The 16,470-nt window shown below is 66.6% G+C and carries 21 protein-coding genes; 12 read left to right on the top strand and 9 right to left on the bottom strand.

Features of this window, described 5'->3' with window-relative positions:
* The coding region (locus tag AWC27_RS22985; protein WP_085672586.1) for a PE family protein at positions 1-942 on the bottom strand (942 nt) is incomplete at its 3' end.
* 181 nt (positions 943-1,123) lie between these two features.
* A complete protein-coding gene (locus AWC27_RS22975; protein ID WP_264079411.1) occupies positions 1,124-1,372 on the bottom strand; it encodes a PE family protein in 249 nt (82 codons plus the stop codon).
* Between the two features lie 306 nt (positions 1,373-1,678).
* Between AWC27_RS22975 and AWC27_RS22970 the strand changes: the two genes are divergently transcribed.
* Together AWC27_RS22970 and AWC27_RS22965 are read left to right on the top strand one after the other, a co-directional pair.
* On the top strand, positions 1,679-2,821 hold the full coding sequence (locus tag AWC27_RS22970) for an NAD(P)H-binding protein (RefSeq protein ID WP_085672583.1): 1,143 nt from the start codon (positions 1,679-1,681) through the stop codon (positions 2,819-2,821).
* Positions 2,818-3,540, top strand: coding sequence for a CPBP family intramembrane glutamic endopeptidase (locus AWC27_RS22965; RefSeq protein WP_085672582.1), 723 nt, complete (start codon positions 2,818-2,820; stop codon positions 3,538-3,540). Before AWC27_RS22970 ends, AWC27_RS22965 begins: the two co-directional genes overlap by 4 nt.
* Before the next feature lie 4 nt (positions 3,541-3,544).
* On the opposite strand, the gene AWC27_RS22960 is transcribed toward AWC27_RS22965, so the two are convergent.
* Complete coding sequence (locus tag AWC27_RS22960; RefSeq protein WP_085672581.1) at positions 3,545-4,348, bottom strand: enoyl-CoA hydratase; 804 nt, start codon at positions 4,346-4,348, stop codon at positions 3,545-3,547.
* A gap of 96 nt (positions 4,349-4,444) precedes the next feature.
* Between AWC27_RS22960 and AWC27_RS22955 the strand changes: the two genes are divergently transcribed.
* Both AWC27_RS22955 and AWC27_RS22950 read left to right on the top strand, forming a co-directional pair.
* The gene (locus AWC27_RS22955; protein WP_085672588.1) at positions 4,445-5,533 is read left to right on the top strand and encodes a CaiB/BaiF CoA transferase family protein; all 1,089 of its coding nucleotides are present in this window, start codon (positions 4,445-4,447) and stop codon (positions 5,531-5,533) included.
* An 11-nt stretch (positions 5,534-5,544) separates the two neighbouring features.
* Positions 5,545-6,297, top strand: a complete 753-nt coding sequence (locus AWC27_RS22950; protein WP_083115772.1) for a 3-hydroxyacyl-CoA dehydrogenase — start codon at positions 5,545-5,547, stop codon at positions 6,295-6,297.
* Between the two features lie 131 nt (positions 6,298-6,428).
* Here the strand turns inward: AWC27_RS22950 and AWC27_RS32885 are convergent, their stop codons facing one another.
* Complete coding sequence (locus AWC27_RS32885; RefSeq protein WP_139801883.1) at positions 6,429-6,560, bottom strand: hypothetical protein; 132 nt, start codon at positions 6,558-6,560, stop codon at positions 6,429-6,431.
* Positions 6,561-6,800: 240 nt separating this feature from the next.
* Here AWC27_RS32885 and AWC27_RS22940 point away from each other — a divergent pair, with 240 nt between their 5' ends.
* From AWC27_RS22940 to AWC27_RS22930, 3 genes are read left to right on the top strand one after another with little or no spacing between them, the layout of a single operon-like run.
* Positions 6,801-9,146 (top strand): MMPL family transporter, encoded by a 2,346-nt coding sequence (locus tag AWC27_RS22940; RefSeq protein ID WP_085672587.1) that lies wholly within the window; start codon positions 6,801-6,803, stop codon positions 9,144-9,146.
* Entirely contained in the window at positions 9,139-9,858 is a 720-nt protein-coding gene (locus AWC27_RS22935; RefSeq protein ID WP_085672580.1) for a TetR/AcrR family transcriptional regulator, read from the top strand. The genes AWC27_RS22940 and AWC27_RS22935 overlap by 8 nt, the downstream gene beginning before the upstream one ends.
* Positions 9,855-10,496 (top strand): class I SAM-dependent methyltransferase, encoded by a 642-nt coding sequence (locus tag AWC27_RS22930; RefSeq protein WP_085672579.1) that lies wholly within the window; start codon positions 9,855-9,857, stop codon positions 10,494-10,496. The genes AWC27_RS22935 and AWC27_RS22930 overlap by 4 nt, the downstream gene beginning before the upstream one ends.
* A gap of 56 nt (positions 10,497-10,552) precedes the next feature.
* Here AWC27_RS22930 and AWC27_RS22925 read toward each other — a convergent pair whose 3' ends face one another.
* On the bottom strand, positions 10,553-11,266 hold the full coding sequence (locus AWC27_RS22925) for an NAD-dependent deacylase (RefSeq protein WP_085672578.1): 714 nt from the start codon (positions 11,264-11,266) through the stop codon (positions 10,553-10,555).
* A 37-nt stretch (positions 11,267-11,303) separates the two neighbouring features.
* Between AWC27_RS22925 and AWC27_RS22920 the strand changes: the two genes are divergently transcribed.
* Positions 11,304-11,669, top strand: a complete 366-nt coding sequence (locus AWC27_RS22920; RefSeq protein WP_083115776.1) for an Rv1152 family transcriptional regulator — start codon at positions 11,304-11,306, stop codon at positions 11,667-11,669.
* Here the strand turns inward: AWC27_RS22920 and AWC27_RS22915 are convergent.
* Together AWC27_RS22915 and AWC27_RS22910 are read right to left on the bottom strand one after the other, a co-directional pair.
* Positions 11,666-12,475: a class I SAM-dependent methyltransferase gene (locus AWC27_RS22915; RefSeq protein WP_085672577.1), complete on the bottom strand. Its 810-nt coding sequence runs from the start codon at positions 12,473-12,475 to the stop codon at positions 11,666-11,668. The two genes, AWC27_RS22920 and AWC27_RS22915, sit on opposite strands and share 4 nt — an antisense overlap.
* Positions 12,472-12,987, bottom strand: coding sequence for a DUF1697 domain-containing protein (locus tag AWC27_RS22910; RefSeq protein ID WP_085672576.1), 516 nt, complete (start codon positions 12,985-12,987; stop codon positions 12,472-12,474). The genes AWC27_RS22915 and AWC27_RS22910 overlap by 4 nt, the downstream gene beginning before the upstream one ends.
* Before the next feature lie 51 nt (positions 12,988-13,038).
* Between AWC27_RS22910 and AWC27_RS22905 the strand changes: the two genes are divergently transcribed.
* The 4 genes from AWC27_RS22905 to AWC27_RS22895 all read left to right on the top strand — a co-directional run bounded on the left by AWC27_RS22905 (position 13,039) and on the right by AWC27_RS22895 (position 14,475).
* Entirely contained in the window at positions 13,039-13,482 is a 444-nt protein-coding gene (locus tag AWC27_RS22905) for a PPOX class F420-dependent oxidoreductase (protein ID WP_083115779.1), read from the top strand.
* A 10-nt stretch (positions 13,483-13,492) separates the two neighbouring features.
* Entirely contained in the window at positions 13,493-13,663 is a 171-nt protein-coding gene (locus tag AWC27_RS31320) for a DUF5302 domain-containing protein (protein WP_169726842.1), read from the top strand.
* 78 nt (positions 13,664-13,741) lie between these two features.
* A complete protein-coding gene (locus tag AWC27_RS22900; RefSeq protein ID WP_085672575.1) occupies positions 13,742-14,332 on the top strand; it encodes an HhH-GPD-type base excision DNA repair protein in 591 nt (196 codons plus the stop codon).
* Entirely contained in the window at positions 14,329-14,475 is a 147-nt protein-coding gene (locus AWC27_RS22895) for a hypothetical protein (protein ID WP_063892814.1), read from the top strand. The genes AWC27_RS22900 and AWC27_RS22895 overlap by 4 nt, the downstream gene beginning before the upstream one ends.
* A 15-nt stretch (positions 14,476-14,490) precedes the next feature.
* Here AWC27_RS22895 and AWC27_RS22890 read toward each other — a convergent pair whose 3' ends face one another.
* Complete coding sequence (locus AWC27_RS22890) at positions 14,491-15,585, bottom strand: Rv1157c family protein (RefSeq protein ID WP_085672574.1); 1,095 nt, start codon at positions 15,583-15,585, stop codon at positions 14,491-14,493.
* A 49-nt stretch (positions 15,586-15,634) separates the two neighbouring features.
* Positions 15,635-16,384: a hypothetical protein gene (locus tag AWC27_RS22885; protein ID WP_085672573.1), complete on the bottom strand. Its 750-nt coding sequence runs from the start codon at positions 16,382-16,384 to the stop codon at positions 15,635-15,637.
* Positions 16,385-16,470 lie beyond the last annotated feature (86 nt).

The following is a 16,470-nucleotide window of genomic DNA, read 5'->3' as shown; positions in this document are numbered from 1 at the left end:
GCCCATCCCTCCGTCGCCGCCTGCCCCGACCAAACCGCCAGCCCCGCCAACGCCGCCTTGCCCACCGGTGGTATTGCCGAACCCGCCGCAGCCACCGACCCCGCCCACACCGAGCAGCCGGCCGCCGCTGCCGCCCATTCCTCCATCGCCTCCCAGGCTGGCAATGCCGCCCCCGCCGACGCCGCCGGCGCCACCCGTACCGCCGAACCACCCACCGGCGCCGCCGCCACCGCCGTGCCCGCCGATGCTGCTGCCTTGTCCGCCGACGCCCCCGGCACCGCCGGTGCCGAATAACCACGTGTTGCCGCCGGCCCCACCGACGCCGCCGACACCTGTGGGGTTGAGCCCACCGGTGCCGCCGGCGCCCCCGACGCCGAACAGGCCGCCGGCGCCCCCGGCCCCACCGGTGGTAGTTCCGGTACCGCCGCCGCCACCGTTTCCGCCGGAGCCCAACAGCAACCCGCCGGCCCCGCCGGCTCCACCGTTTTGCCCGGCCGCGCCCGACCCGCCGTTGCCGCCGTTGCCGACCAAGATTCCGCCTGCGTGTCCGGCCGCCCCGGTGCCCGGAGTTCCGTTGGCGCCGTTGGCAATCAGCGGACGCCCCAGCAGTGCCAGGGTCGGAGCATTGAGCGCATCCAGTGCCATCTGGAGGGGCGAAGCATTTGCGGCTTCGGCGTGGGCGTAGGCGACGCTGCTCGCAGCCAGGGCCTGGACCAGCTGGTCATGAAAAGCGGCAGCATGCGCACTCAGCGACTGGTAGCTGCTGGCATGTGCCTCAAAAAACGCGGTAATCGCGATCGATACTTCGTCCGCCCCGGCGGCGAGCAGTTGCGTCGTCTGGGGAGCCGCAGCCGCGGCGGCCGCGGTGATCGATGAACCGATGTTCGCGAGATTCGACGCTGCGCCAGACATCAACTCCGGGGATGCGAACAATATCGACACTATTGATCTTCCAATACACTCGTCAGTCCGCAATCGCAATTCGTGATCAGCAGCATAATTCCTTTTCGCGGCGCCCTTGACTTGAGCAAGAAATACAAGGGGTCAGCGAAAGAAAATGCACCGAATGTGAAATATTTTTCGCGCATCCATTGTTGACATGCCGCCAGCGGCGCTGAGCGCATCATGGCAGGCCGTTGGGCCCGTCTGAGCCGAGCAGCGTTCCGCCGGTACCCCCGAGGCCGGGTTCGCCACTGACCGGAGTGGCTTCACCAATGCCGCCACTGCCGCCACTGCCGCCGACGCAGGCAGCGCGAGCGGTCAGCAATTGTGTCGTCTTGGTAGCCCCAGCCGCGCTCGCTGTGGTCATCGAAGATCCGATGTGTGTTAAATCCGTTGCCACAGAGGTCATTAGCTCTGGCGACGCGATCATGTAGGACACCAGCTACCTTCCCATCCGCTTACGTCCATCACTGGACTGAGCAATCCCGCTCCGTGTCCTTGGTGGTCATCGATGCATTGGTAGGAGGTAGCCTAGGTCCGCCGCAACGCTGGGTGCGGCGAAATGTGCAGAATGTCCTGCAGCCGGAATGGGTCCCTTTAGCAACGTCGAATTTTCCTGGACGTGGGCTATTCGGGACTCTGGCAATGATTGCATCCGCAGCGGACAAGTCGCGGCAATGTGCGCTTTGTCCCCGGTGCCCGGAGACCGTCCCGGCCGCCGCGTTACGTTGGAATCATGCGGATGTTGGTAACCGGCGCCACCGGCTATGTGGGATCGCGACTGGTCACGGCGTTATTGGCGAACGGACACCAGGTCGTGGCCGCGACCCGAAATCCGGTTCGGCTCAAGCGCTTCGGCTGGTTCGGCGACGTCACACCGGTCCAGCTCGACGCGTCGAATCGGGCGTCAGTGCGGGCGGGAATGGCCGCCGCTGGCCCGGTTGACGTGGTGTATTACCTGGTCCACGCCCTAGGCCAAACCGGCTTTCGGCAGGCGGACAACGCCGCGGCAGCTAACGTCGCCAATGCGGCCAAGGAGGCCGGCGTGCGGCGCATCGTCTACCTGGGTGGCTTCGTACCCGAAGACGAGGGGCTGTCCGAGCACCTGGCCAGCCGGGCCGAAGTAGCGGAGGCGCTGACCATCGAGGACGGTCCGGAGCTGGTATGGCTGGGTGCGGCACTTATTATCGGCGCCGGGTCCACGTCTTTTGAGATGCTGCGCTACGTCGGCGACCGCTTCCCGCTCATGCCGATGCCGGCCTGGATGCACAATCCCATTGACCCGATCTCCATCCGCGACGTGTTGCACTATCTCGTTGCCGCGGCCGACGGGACGAAGGTTCCGCCGGGCGCCTACGACATCTGTGGCCCGGACACCACCTCTTATCGCGAGCTGCTGAAAAAGTATTCGCACATTTCCGGCCGCTGGCATGCCGCCTGGCGGGTGTACGGCATCGGCACCGCGGCCGCGTCGCTGTTCACGGCGGTGGCGCTGCCGGTGCCCCAGGGTCTGGCCGGGGACCTGGTGGAATCACTGGACCATCCGATGCGGGCATCGGGTAGCGGGCTGCAGGACCGAGTGCCCGACCCGCCCGGTGGCCTGCTCGGTGTCGACGACGCCATCGCCTTGGCGTTGTCGGGCAACCACGTGCCCCGGCCGGTCAATGAGCTGGCCGATCCCCATCACCTCGCCGACACCGACCCGATCTGGGCCGGCGGCGACGTGCTGCGCATCCGCCGACTCGCGGGGGCGGTGACACCGGCCGTCGCGCGGCCCACTCTAGGCTTGTTGGACATCGTGCCGGGCCCGCTTGCCGGTGCGCTGCGAACAAGTCTGGACATCCTGATCACCCTGAGCCCGAAGGTGCGCCCTGTATGAGCCAGTCCGCCGTTCCCTACCAGGCCAACGCTTTTCAAGAGCTGCGCCGTGCGCTCGTCAACGTTGCTGTGCCACACCATGAACCGCCCGCGATAGTGCTGCGCCGTCGTATCGTCGTTGCCATCACGCTGGTAGCCGGTGCCGTGTTGTTGGGCTATTCGCTGCGGCGGGAAGCCGGCGACGCCAACTTTTACTGGCTGACGCTGTTGCTCGCCGCAGTGTGGATCGTCGGCTCGTGGGCGTCGGGGCCGCTGCATCTGGGCGGCATCTGCTGGCGTGGCCGCAATCAGCGTCCGGTCATCACCGGCACCACGGTCGGGTTACTGCTCGGCGGCGTCTTTGTGCTGGGCGGTTTGATCGCCAGGGAGATTCCGCGGGTCGCCGAATTGATCACGCATGTGCTGAAATTCGCGAATCTGGGATCTTTTGAGCTGGTTGTGGCGATCACTTTGATCAACGGCCTGGCCGAGGAGATGTTCTTCCGCGGAGCGCTCTACACCGCGCTGGGCAGGCACTTCCCGGTGCTCATTTCCACCATCCTCTACATCGGCGCCACGATGGCCAGTGCCAACCCGATGCTGGGCTTCGCGGCGGTCATCTTGGGCACGGTCTGTGCGTTCGAGCGCCGGGCCACCGGCGGGATACTGGCGCCCATGCTGACCCACTTCGTCTGGGGCCTGATGATGGTGCTTGCGCTGCCCCCGCTGTTCGGAGTCTGAGCTTTCAGTCGGTGAAGACGGGGGAGCGGCGCTGCTGGAAAGCGACTGCGCCCTCGAGAAAGTCGTGTGCTCGCAATAGCGTGACCTGACCGTCGAATTCGCGCTGCAGGGTGGGTTCGAGTTCGGTAAGGGTGGCGGCGTTGATCGCGTGCTTGGTCTTGCCGAAGGCCACGGCAGGGCCGGCCAGCAATCTCGAAATCACTTGGTCCACTTCGGTTTCGAAGTCTTCGGCCGGATACACCGCACTGACCAATCCGTAGGACAGCGCCTCGGTGGCGGGCAGCCGCTCGGGCAATAGCGCCATCCGCATGGCACGGATTCGCCCGATCGCGGCCGCCACCAAGGCCGAGGCGCCGCCGTCGGGCATCAACCCGATTTTGGTGAAGGCAAGCATGAAAAATGCTTTCTCAGATGCCAATACGAGGTCGCATGCCAGTGCCAGCGAGACCCCGACGCCGGCTGCGGGTCCCTGCACGACCGCAACCACTGGATGCGGCAGCTTGGTGATCGCCCGTACCGTGCGGTTGATCTCGGTGATGGTCGCGATTCCGGTATCGCCGCCCGCAACGTCTTCGGCGCTCATGCCAGCCCCCGAGCTGAAGCCGCGCCCGGTGCCACCGATGCGCACCACTTTCACCCGCGGATCGGTGGCCGCCCATTCGATCGCGTCGGCGATTCCGGCCAGCACCGAGGTCGTGAGCGAATTCAGGCTTTCGGGACGGTCGATGGTCACCGACAGTACTGCGTCGGCCAGTCCCACCCGCAGTCCCGCAACGGGAGCCAGTGTGTCGATCCCGGATTCCAGCATGGGCCCCACCCTAGGTGACCGGGGTGCAGGGCCGACATCTGCGGCTGCGAAGATGCCAAGGGCGTCAAAGTGGACGAACGACCGAAGGGTTGCATCATGGCGGGACCGCTGACCGGACTACGTGTTGTCGAATTGGCCGGTATCGGGCCGGGCCCGCACGCGGCGATGATCCTGGGAGACCTCGGCGCCGACGTGGTCCGCATCGACCGTCCAACAAGCGGCCCCGGCGGCACATCTAAAGACGCCACGCTGCGCAACCGGCGCATCATCACCGCCAACCTCAAGTCCGACGAGGGTCGCGAACTCGTGCTCAAACTCGTCGCCAGGGCTGACGTCCTCATCGAGGGCTACCGCCCCGGCGTCACCGAGCGGCTGGGGCTGGGTCCCGAAGACTGCGCGAAAGTCAACGAACGGCTGATCTACGCGCGGATGACGGGCTGGGGCCAACACGGCCCGCGTAGCCAGCAGGCCGGCCACGACATCAACTACATCTCGCTCAACGGCATCCTGCACTCGATCGGCCGGGTCAACGAGCGCCCGGTGCCGCCGCTGAATCTGGTCGGTGACTTCGGCGGCGGCTCGATGTTCCTGCTGGTCGGCATCTTGAGCGCGCTCTGGGAACGCCAAAGCTCGGGCAAGGGCCAGGTGGTCGACGCCGCTATGGTCGACGGCTCCAGCGTGCTGATCCAGATGATGTGGGCGTTTCGGGCCACCGGCATGTGGTCTGACGTGCGCGGCACCAACATGCTCGACGGCGGCGCGCCCTACTACGACACGTACGAATGCGCCGACGGCCGCTATGTCGCCGTCGGCGCCATCGAACCGCAGTTCTATGCGGCCATGCTGTCGGGGCTGGGACTGGACGCCGCCGACCTGCCGGCCCAGAACGACGTCACCCGCTGGCCCGAACTGCGGGCCCGCCTCACCGAGACCTTCGCCAGCCGCGACCGCGATCACTGGGCCAAGGTGTTCGCCGATTCCGATGCGTGCGTGACGCCGGTGCTGGCGTTCGGTGAGGTGGAGACCGAGCCGCACATCACCGAACGCAACACCTTCTATGAGGTGAATGGCGGCTTGCAGCCGATGCCGGCCCCGCGGTTTTCGCGCACCGCACCGGGTCGGCCGCGGCCGCCGGACGCCGCGCAGACGGACATCGAGGCCGTACTCAGGGCCTGGGACCGATAGGGAGGAACCGAATGGAAATCAGGGACGCCGTAGCAGTCGTGACCGGTGGCGCATCGGGGCTGGGTCTGGCCACCACCAAGCGCCTGCTCGACGCCGGTGCGCAGGTCGTCGTGCTGGATCTGCGCGGCGAGGAGGCAGTTGCCGAACTCGGCGACCGCGCGCATTTCGCGCAGGCCGATGTCACCGACGAGGCCGCCGTCACCAGCGCGCTGGATCTCGCCGAATCGCTGGGCCCGCTGCGCATCGTCGTCAACTGCGCCGGTACCGGCAATGCCATCCGAGTGCTGAGCAAGGACGGCGTCTTCCCGTTGGCCGCATTCCGCAAGATCGTCGACATCAACCTGGTCGGCACCTTCAACGTGATTCGGCTGGGCGCCGAGCGGATTGCCAAGACCGAGCCCATCGGTGAAGAGCGCGGCGTCATCGTCAACACCGCCTCGGTGGCTGCCTTCGACGGCCAGATCGGCCAAGCGGCCTACTCGGCCTCCAAGGGCGGCGTCGTCGGCCTGACCCTGCCGGTGGCTCGCGACCTGGCCAGCAAGCTGATCCGGGTGGTCACCATCGCCCCCGGCCTGTTCGACACGCCACTGCTGGCAGGGTTGCCGGAACCGGCCAGGGAATCGCTGGGCAAGCAGGTACCGCATCCCTCTCGGTTGGGAAACCCGGACGAGTACGGGGCGCTGGCCGTGCACATCGTGGAAAACCCGATGCTCAACGGAGAGGTCATCCGGCTGGACGGTGCCATCCGGATGGCGCCTCGATAGGCCCCGAGAAGCAGAAAGCCCCCCGCATCAGCGGGGGGCTCACTCAGGCGGAGTCGTCACTATCGACGGAACCATCGCTTGAGGTCGGGTTCGGCCATGAGTAGCCGCGCAATTACGCCCATGGTGCTGCCTCAGCTTGCCGTCGGGAGCGGGTGCCAGTCTTCGAGCTGCTCGGAGCACTCACCTTCGACGAGCATGTCGCCGTGGTAGAGAGCCTCGAAGTCAGCCTTGATGACGTCGGCACTCGAGTCGTCGATCCACATGACACTGAGCGTAGGAGTCACCATTAAGGATTCAGTGAGTCACGATTCGGAAAATGATGGCAATTCTTACCGCTGGGTAGGTTGATGCCCCGCTGGTGGCAGCGAATGTGAACCGTCGAGCGTTCGCCCTCGTCGATAGGACGGGTCTGGTGTTTGACACCTGTAAGTTAGCGCTGATAAGTTATCGCGGATATGGTGCCGGCCCTCGGGCGAACGGCATCCGCGGTGGAGGGACGCAACATGCTTCAGGGGATTGCTCGATTTGCCATTGCGGCGCCGCGACGGATCATCGGGGTTGCGCTCCTGGTCTTCATAGCCGCCGCGGTCTTCGGCATCCCGGTCGCCGAGAGTCTGTCGCCCGGCGGCTTCCAAGATCCGAACTCAGAATCGGCAAAGGCCATCAAGGTCTTGACCGACAAGTTCGGGCAGAGCGGTCAGAAGATGCTCATCGTGCTGACCGCGCCGAGCGGCGTCAATAGCGACCAGGCCCGCAAAGCCGGCACCGATATCGCCGACCAGCTGCAACGATCGCCGTTGGTATTCAACGTCACCTCGGCCTGGACCGTCCCGCCGGCCGCCGCCGCCGATCTGATCAGCACCGACGGTAAATCCGGCTTGATCGTCGTCAACCTCAAGGGCGGCGAGAACGACGCCCAGAAAAATGCCAAAACCCTGGCCGACCAAGTCGCACACGACCGCGACGGCGTGACCGTACGCGCCGGTGGCGCCGCCATGGAGTACGCCCAGATCAACACGCAGAACCAGGACGACCTGCTGGTGATGGAGATGATCGCCATCCCGCTGAGCTTCCTGGTGCTGGTTTGGGTGTTCGGGGGGCTGCTGGCCGCAGCGTTGCCGATGGCGCTGGGAGCGCTGGCCATCGTGGGTTCGATGTCGGTGCTGCGTCTTATCACTTTCACCACCGAGGTCTCGATCTTCGCACTCAACCTCAGCACCGCGATGGGGCTGGCGCTGGCCATCGACTACACGTTGCTGATCATCAGCCGCTATCGCGACGAGCTGGCCGAGGGCAGTGACCCGCACCAGGCGCTCATCCGGACCATGGCCACTTCGGGGCGCACCGTGTTGTTCTCCGCGGTCACCGTGGCCTTGTCGATGTCGGCCACGGCGCTGTTCCCGATGTACTTCCTGAAGTCGTTCGCCTACGCCGGGGTGGCCACGGTGGCCTTCGTGGCAACCGCGTCCATTGTCATCACGCCGGCCGCGATCGTGTTGCTGGGTCCCCGGCTGGACTCCTTGGACGTGCGCCGGCTGGCGCGCCGGGCATTGCGCCGGCCGGACCCGGTGCACAAGCCGGTCGAGGAGCTGTTCTGGTACCGGTGCAGCAAGTTCGTGATGCGCCGCTGGCTGCCGATCGGAACCGCGGTGATCGGCGTGCTGGTGTTGCTCGGGTTGCCGTTCTTCACCGTGAAATGGGGCTTCCCGGATGACCGCGTGCTGCCGGCATCTGCGTCGTCGCACCAGGTTGGCGACATCCTGCGGGACGACTTCGCCCATGACCCCGCGACGGTGGTGCCCGTCGTCATCCCCGATGCCCGCGGTCTTGGCCCGGGCGACCTGGACGGCTACGCCGCCAATCTGTCGCGGGTGCCCGATGTGGCGTCGGTGACGGCACCGAGCGGAACCTACGTCGATGGCAACCGGGTCGGCCCTCCGGCCGCTGCCACCGGCATGGCCGACGGCAGTGCCTTTTTGACTGTCAGCAGCACCGCGCCGTTGTTCTCGCAAGCCTCCGACGCCCAGCTCAAGCGGCTGCGCGCGGTCGCGGGACCTGGCGGCCGATCCGTTGAGCTGGCCGGTGTCGCCCAAATCAACCGGGACAGCGTCGACGCGGTGATGGACCGGCTTCCGCTGGTGCTGGGGTTGATGGCCGTCATCACCTTCATCCTGCTGTTCCTGCTGACCGGCAGCGTGGTGCTGCCGGCCAAGGCATTGGTATGCAACATGCTTTCGCTGACCGCGGCGTTCGGCTCGCTGGTGTGGATCTTCCAGGACGGCCATCTCGGTGGGCTGGGCACCACTCCGAGCGGGACACTGGTGGCCAACATGCCGGTGCTGTTGTTCTGCATCGCCTTCGGGCTGTCCATGGACTATGAGGTGTTCCTGCTCTCCCGGATCCGCGAGTACTGGCTGGAGTCGGGGGCGGCGCGGCCGGCGCGAGTGAGCGCGGCCCAGGCGCATGCCGCCAACGACGAGGCCGTGGCGCACGGCGTGGCGCGCACCGGCCGGGTGATCACCGCGGCCGCATTGGTGATGTCGATGTCGTTCGCCGCGCTGATCGCCGCGCATGTGTCGTTCATGCGGATGTTCGGCCTGGGCTTGACGCTTGCCGTGGCCGCCGACGCCACACTGGTCCGGATGGTCGTGGTGCCGGCGTTCATGCATGTGATGGGCCGGTGGAATTGGTGGGCGCCCAAGCCGTTGGTGTGGCTGCATGAACGGTTCGGCATCAACGAGGGCGGCGCGTTCGACGCTTCCGCTGCCGCCGATATCCCCGCTGCCCGAGGGGTCGTCGAATCCGGCGACGACCGTCCCGTGCCCGCGGCGGTGACGCGCGATGGTTGACGTGTCGGTGGAGGGCCTTCGCCGGCAGCGTGCCCCGCGTGGGTCAGGTGATCGCCTCCGTCACGAAATCCTGGACGCCGCAACGGAATTGCTGCTGGAAACCGGCCAAGCCAGAGCCGTGTCGATCCGATCGGTGGCGCAACGGGTCGGCGTTACGTCGCCGTCGATCTACCTGCACTTCAAGGACAAAGACGCCCTTCTGGACGCGGTGTGCGCACGCTATCTGGCCAGGCTCGATCAGGCGATGGAGCAGGTGGCCATTGGGCAATCGTCCACCGTGGATGTACTGCGCGCCCAGGGGCTTGCTTATGTCCGGTTCGCCGTGCAAACCCCGGAGTTGTATCGGCTGGCCACTATGGGTGAGTGGCGGTCGGGAAGCAACGTCGATATGGCTCTGGACAGCACCGCTTTCAAGCACATGCGTGCTTCGGTGCAATCCCTGATGGACGAGGGTGTCTACCGGACCGACGACCCGACCACCATTGCCCTGGAGCTATGGACTGCCGCGCACGGCGTGGCGGCCCTGTTGATCGCCAAACCGCATCTGCCCTTCGGTGATGTCGACTCGTTCGCGGACCGGGTTCTCGGGGCAGTACTGTGTGGCCACATGGTGGCCGGGCTGGTTGGCTCGCAGGTCGGCGGTAAAGCTACTTCAGGACAGATGGTGGATTGGGTTATGGCGCATCGCGATTCGGCGGAATCCTCGGCATGACCGCCGCCACGGCGGGCACGGTCGACCACCCGTTCTTCGCCAGGATCTGGCCTGTGGTGGCCTCCCACGAAGTCAAGGCGATCCGCGAACTGCGCCGGGCGAATCTGGCGGGCCTGTCGGGCCGCGTGCTCGAAGTCGGTGCGGGTATCGGCACGAACTTCGCGATCTACCCCGAGTCCGTCGAGTGTGTCGTGGCCGTGGAGCCGGAACCGCGGCTGGCGGCCCGGGCCCTCACCGCAGTGGCCAGTGCGTCTGTTGAGGTCGCGCTGAGCGGGTTGACGGTGGAGCAGTTCAGCACCAGTGAGCCGTTCGATGCGGTGGTGTGCTCGCTGGTGCTGTGCTCGGTGAGCGATCCCGACGGGGTGCTGCGACGGCTGCATTCATTGCTTCGCCCGGGCGGGCAACTGCGTTACCTCGAGCATGTGGCCAGCCCCGGCGGTAGGGGCCGATTGCAGCGGTTGGCCGATGCCACCTTGTGGCCCAGGCTCTTCGGCAACTGTCACACGCATCGCGATACCGAGCGCTCGATCGTCGACGCCGGGTTCGAGGTGGGCGATTCGCGCCGCGAGCTGACCATGCCGGGCTGGTTGCCGTGGCCGGTCGCGGAATTGTTGCTGGGCCAGGCGTATCGGCCTTAGCTCTTTTCTTCTTTTCTGCTTTTCGCCGTGACGGCGCCCGGCGCGCGACTCGGCGGCTATTTGAGCAGGGCGGGCAGGCGCTCCAGCAGGCCAGGCAGGGCTTGGGAAGCCGACTCGCGGATGCTGAGCGTGACGCTTCTGGTCAGCGGTGTGGGCTCGGGGTTGACCTCGATCACCACGGTGCCGCGGGCCAGCGCCGCCTCGGGCAACCCGGCCGCCGGGTAGACGATCGCAGAAGTCCCGACCACCACCATCACATCGGCGGCTTCGGTCGCCTCGACGGCGTGCCGCCACGGGCCCTGGGGCAGCTGCTCACCGAACCACACGATGTCGGGACGGATCAGGCCGCCGCAGTGGCACACCGGCGGCTCCACTTCGATCGCCGGTTCGGCCATCTCGGGTAACGGCTCGTGGTAAGGCAAACCACAACGCGCACAACGAAATTCGAATAAGCTGCCGTGCAGGTGATGCACCGGAGCGCTGCCGGCCCGCTCGTGCAGGTCGTCGACATTCTGGGTGATGACGCTGACCTCGGCGTGCTGCTGCCACTGCGCGATCGCGCGGTGCCCGGCGTTGGGTTCGACGTCGGCTACCAGATAGTGGCGCCAGAGATACCAGCCCCAGACGCGCTCCGGGTTGCGCTCCCAGCCCTGGGTGCTGGACAACTCGTACGGGTCGAAGCGGGCCCACAAGCCGTTCTTGTCATCGCGGAAAGTGGGGACGCCGCTCTCCGCGGAGATTCCCGCGCCGGTGAGCACCGTGACTCGCATCCCACAAACATAGCCGGACTTAGTAGATACTGGTCATGTGGAGCTGCGCGATTTGCTACGGGTCGACGTCAAGGCCGGCAAGCCTTTGTTCGACCAGCTCAGAACCCAGGTCATCGACGGAGTCCGGGCCGGGGCGTTACCGCCCGGCACCCGGTTGCCGACGGTGCGCGACCTGGCCGGCCAGCTTGGCGTGGCCGCCAACACCGTCGCGCGGGCATACCGAGAGCTCGAGTCGGCGGCGATCGTCGAAACCCGAGGGCGGTTCGGCACTTTCATCTCGCGTTTCGACCCGACCGATGCCGCAATGGCCGCAGCGGCCAAGGAATACGTCGAAGTTGCCCGGGCGCTCGGTCTCACCAAGTCCGACGCGATGCGCTATCTCACCAGCGTGCCTGACGATTAACCGAACTCCAGCAGAGTCAGGCACGGACGCAGCGAGTCGAACACGCTCATGTGGTACAGCGTCGACAGCGCGACGTTGAAGATCAGGCCACGGCCCGCGGGCAGGCGCAAGTCGTGCGCCGCGACCACACCGGGCACCGTCTGCACCAGATCCGCGGCTTGAGCGACCGAAAGGCTGAACGGCATCGGCGGAATCTTGTAGCGCAGCGAGGTCCGGATCCCCAGCCGGCTCCACCTGCTGAACCAGGTCGGTGGCAGATCGAAAAGCATGCGGCCGCCGGGAAACGTTTTGGCGCACTGCGCGATCAGGCCCAGCGCCTGCTCGGGCTGCAGATACATCAGCAATCCCTCGGCGGTGATGAACACGCCGCCGGACGGGTCGACCGCGTCCATCCAGCTGTAGTCCAACGCCGACTGAGCGCACACCGACACCCGGGGTGACACCGGAAGCAACCGCCTTCTAATGTCGACCATCGGCGGCAAATCCACTGTCAGCCAACGGAATTGGCTGTCGGCGACGGCGGCGTCCAGGCGCCAGAAGGTGGTCTGCAGGCCTTCTGCCAGCGCCACCACAGTGGCCGTCGGATGCTGCCGCAGATAGGGCAGCATCTGATTGTCGAAGGCCAGCGCGCGCAGCGCGATGTCCTGGCGAGTCGGTCCGAACTTCGCGAAGTCGAAATCGATCGAATCGACCAGGGTTATTGCCATCGGGTCGTCGATGATCGGGTCGCTGCGGCGCGCCTCGTTGGCGCGAGCGTTGAGCGTCAGCAGGGCCGTCTCGGACACACCGGTGAGGTCGACCTTCACCGCAGCACCTTATCGAGGGTGCGCAGATTGCGGGTAGTGGTCGAGGACTTGTAGCGCTTCTTGCCCATCGTCTGCCCAATTGTGCTGTCCAGGGTGCCCCCTTTGGGCACCTGCCAATAAATGACACCCACGCCGCGGCTGATCTTCTCGTCCGGCCCGGCGGCCAGCGCCGCCAGCTCGTCGAGCACCGCGGCGTCGGTCACGAACGTGACGTATGACTGGTAGCCGTCGACCTCGCGCTCGAACGGATACGCCTCGGAGATATCGCGCACCGTAGCGATGTCGTAGGCCAGCACCCACGCGTCGTAGCCGAACCTGTCACGCAACGCGGCTTCGGCTTTCTTGCGTACCGTCGTGACCGCCGACGACGACTCCAGCAGTACGTTGCCGCTGGCCAGAATGGTGCGGACGTTGGTGAATCCGGCGTCGCTAAGTGCCGCGGCGACCTCGGCCATTTTGAGGTTGACGCCGCCGACGTTGACGCCGCGCAGGAATGCCGCGTATTGGGTCATGATCCGATTCCACTCCTCCGGTTCGACGGGGGGCAACGTAGGCTTTCCGGCATGGGACGCCAAGTCTTCGACGACAAGCTGTTGGCCGTGATCAGTGGGAACTCTCTCGGAGTCCTGGCAACCATCAAGCGGGACGGACGGCCTCAGCTGTCCAATGTGTCCTACCACTTCGACGCCCGGCACCTGACCATCCAGGTGTCGATCACCGAGCCGCGCGCCAAGACCCGCAACCTGCGCCGCGATCCGCGTGCTTCGCTGCTGGTGGACGCCGACGACGGGTGGTCGTATGCCGTTGCCGAGGGCACCGCGGAGCTGACGCCGCCTGCGGCCGCACCCGATGACGACACGGTCGAGGCACTGATCACCTTGTATCGCAATATTGCCGGCGAGCATCCCGATTGGGACGAGTACCGCGAGGCCATGGTCACCGACCGGCGCGTGCTGCTGACACTGCCGATCTCACATGTCTACGGGATGCCGCCGGGTAAGCGCTAGGCTTCCGCGTATGGCTGAGAACCCTCCAGAGGACGACAACAAGCGCAAGTTCAAGGAAGCTCTGGATCGCAAGATGGCGAAGTCGAGTGGTGGATCCGATCACAAAGACGGCGGCGGCAAGCAGTCACGGGCGCACGGTCCGGTGGAGAATCGCCGGGAATTCCGCCGTAAGAGCGGGTAACGCGCTGCGGCAGAGCTGAATTCGGTGTTGACCCGGTGCTGCAATTCAGGCCCGGCGGTACCGGCCTAGACTAGGCGGGTGCCGAAACTGCAGCTTGTCCAAGAACCGGCCGCCGACGCCCTGTTGGACTCCAACCCGTTCGCGTTGCTGGTCGGAATGTTGCTCGATCAGCAGGTGCCGATGGAGACGGCCTTCGCCGGACCCAAGAAGATCGCCGATCGGATGGGCGGCTTCGACGCCGCCGAGATCGCCGACTACGACCCGGATAAGTTTGCCGCGCTGTGCTCGGAAAGGCCTGCTATACACCGGTTTCCGGGATCGATGGCCAAGCGCATCCAAGCCCTGGCGCAGATCGTCGTGGACCGCTACAACGGGGACGCCGCCGCCTTGTGGACCGCAGGCGAGCCCGATGGCGCAGAGCTGCTGCGACGGCTCAAAGGACTACCCGGTTTCGGCGAGCAGAAGGCGCAGATCTTCCTCGCCCTGCTGGGCAAGCAATACGGCGTGAAGCCCAAGGGCTGGCAGGCCGCCGCCGGTGAATTCGGCAAACCCGGAACGTATGTCTCTGTCGCCGATATCGTCGACGCGCAGTCGTTAGGACACGTGCGGTCGTACAAGAAGCAGATGAAAGCAGCAGCTAAGGAAGCCAAGGGAAAGGCGGCAACGTGAAGACCCACATTACGTGTCCGTGCGGCGAAGCCATCGTCGGCAAGGACGAGGACGAACTGGTCGAATTGACCCAGGCTCACCTTGCCAGCGTTCATCCGGGCCTGGACTACGACCGCGACGCCATTCTCTTCATGGCTTACTAGCTCGCGAGGAAATAACTAGGGCACGACTGTCGAACCGATGGTCGGCATGAACTGGCATTGCCGATCCTTGGTGGTGACCTGCCCGAAGATCGTCGACATGATGCTGCCCGAGCCGGTGTCGGCGATCACCGTCAAGGTGGTCGGCCCTTCGGGGTTGATGTCGCCGCGCGGTTTGAGCGTCGCGCTACCCGACTTGCCAGTGGTCAGATTCACCCAGGTGACGTTCAACGGCAACCGTTGCACATCGGCGGGCCCAGGGGTCCCGACCGCGGTGAACACGTAAGCGGTCTGCCCCGGCCCAGGACCCGGCGCCGGGATAGTGGCCGGCCCCGCCACCGACAGTGCGGTGGCCAGCGAATTGTTCCCGTCCCCTAGGCAATTGCTGCCGATCGAGGGGTACATGAAGTCCTGCGTGGGCGGCGCGTCGGGGCCAAACCCCGGAGCGGGGGCCGCCGCCGGAGCCGGAGCCGGAGCAGGCGGGGCCGCCGCAGCCGGAGCAGGCGGCGCCGAAGCCGGAGCAGGCGGCGCCGCAGCCGGAGCCGGCGCAGGCGGGGCGGCCGCCGGAGCCGGAGCGGGCGCAGGCGGCGCGGCCGCCGGGGCCGGGGGAGTGAAACCACTAGGCGCCGGCGCCGGAGCGGGTGCGGCAACCGGAGGCGCGCCGGGTGCCGGCGGGCCCGCGGCGTGAGCCGGATCGACACCCGTCGGTAGGTGTGCAACCGTCCAAGGCTCCACACCCACCGGCGGTATGTGCGGAACCGGGCCGGTCTCGGGAGGGGTGACGGCGGCCGGCGGGGGAGCGGGATTGTTCGGTTCCGCGACGAACTGAGTCACCGACGAGGCGACGTTCTTGGATTCCGCCGGCGCCGACGGACTGTGCGCGAACGCTTGCGCTGCCGCCATCAGCAACTGCGTCGCCTGCGCCGGGTTACTGGCCGCTTGCTGAATTATCGGACTTAACTGGGTTAACGCCGGCAGGCCCGGTAGCTGCTGGGCGGGGTTGGGCGGCGGTGTCGCCGGGTCGGCTGCCGCGCTCGGTGAAAGTGCGAGCGCGGCAGCCGATGTGACGACGACAGCGGCCAAACCTTTGGACAGACTCCACGTGCTTGCCACGGTGTTCTCCCGGTCCTTAGGTGATCGTCGGCCTTTTAGAAACGTTTGCTCAGGGCAGTGCCGCGAGCAACGTCTGCGGCGGGTTCGACGGCGCAGCCGGAGCGGGGGCACCAGGGGCCGGCGCACCAGCGGCCGGCGCACCAGCGGTCGGCAGTCCGGGGATGGCGCCTGACGCCAGCCCCGGCAGCGCCGCCTGGGCTAGACCGGGGATCGCCGAGGCCAGTCCGGGCAGCGCCGCAGCGGGAGCCGCCGCCGGAGCCGCAGGCGCCAGCGGTGCGGTGACCCCCGGGATCGGCGTCGTCACCCCGGGAATGGCCGGAGTCGCAGGCGCGGGTGCGGCTGCGACCGGCGCGGTGAGCCCCGGGATCGGCGTGGTCACGCCCGGAATCGGCGGAACCGCCGCGGGTGCGGGTGCGGCCGGTGCGGCTGCGGCTGGCGCGGTGAGTCCGGGGATAGGCGTGTTGACGCCCGGAATGGACGGAACGGTCGCCGGTGACGGCGCAACTGCCGCGGGGGCGGCCGGTGTCAGGCCGGGCAGCACGCTGGCCAGGCCAGGTGCCGCGGGTGCCGGATCCGGCGTCCGCGGCGCCAGCGGCGGCGTGGCACCCAGGGCCGACGCGAGGTTTTGCAGGATCTGCGGCGCGTTGGCCGCCGATGCGATGAGCTGCTGCGGAATGTTGCTAACGGGATCCGCCGGCGCTGGTGCCGGGTCTGCGTGGGCGATACCGCCCGTCAGTAATGCTGCGGACGAGCCGACTAACACCGCGCCGGCGCGTACGTAGGTCCAGATGGTTGGCATGACTCTCCCTGCTTGTCGATGGCTGGTCCCCCACAGGACCTGGGGACGAAGCTATCGCGGTACAGATGTGACTCAAGTGACACGTG

The organism is Mycobacterium szulgai (genome assembly GCF_002116635.1).
Lineage (GTDB): Bacteria > Actinomycetota > Actinomycetes > Mycobacteriales > Mycobacteriaceae > Mycobacterium > Mycobacterium szulgai.
The sequence above is the reverse complement of the archived record's forward strand: the minus strand, read 5'-3'. Positions and strand labels throughout refer to the sequence as shown.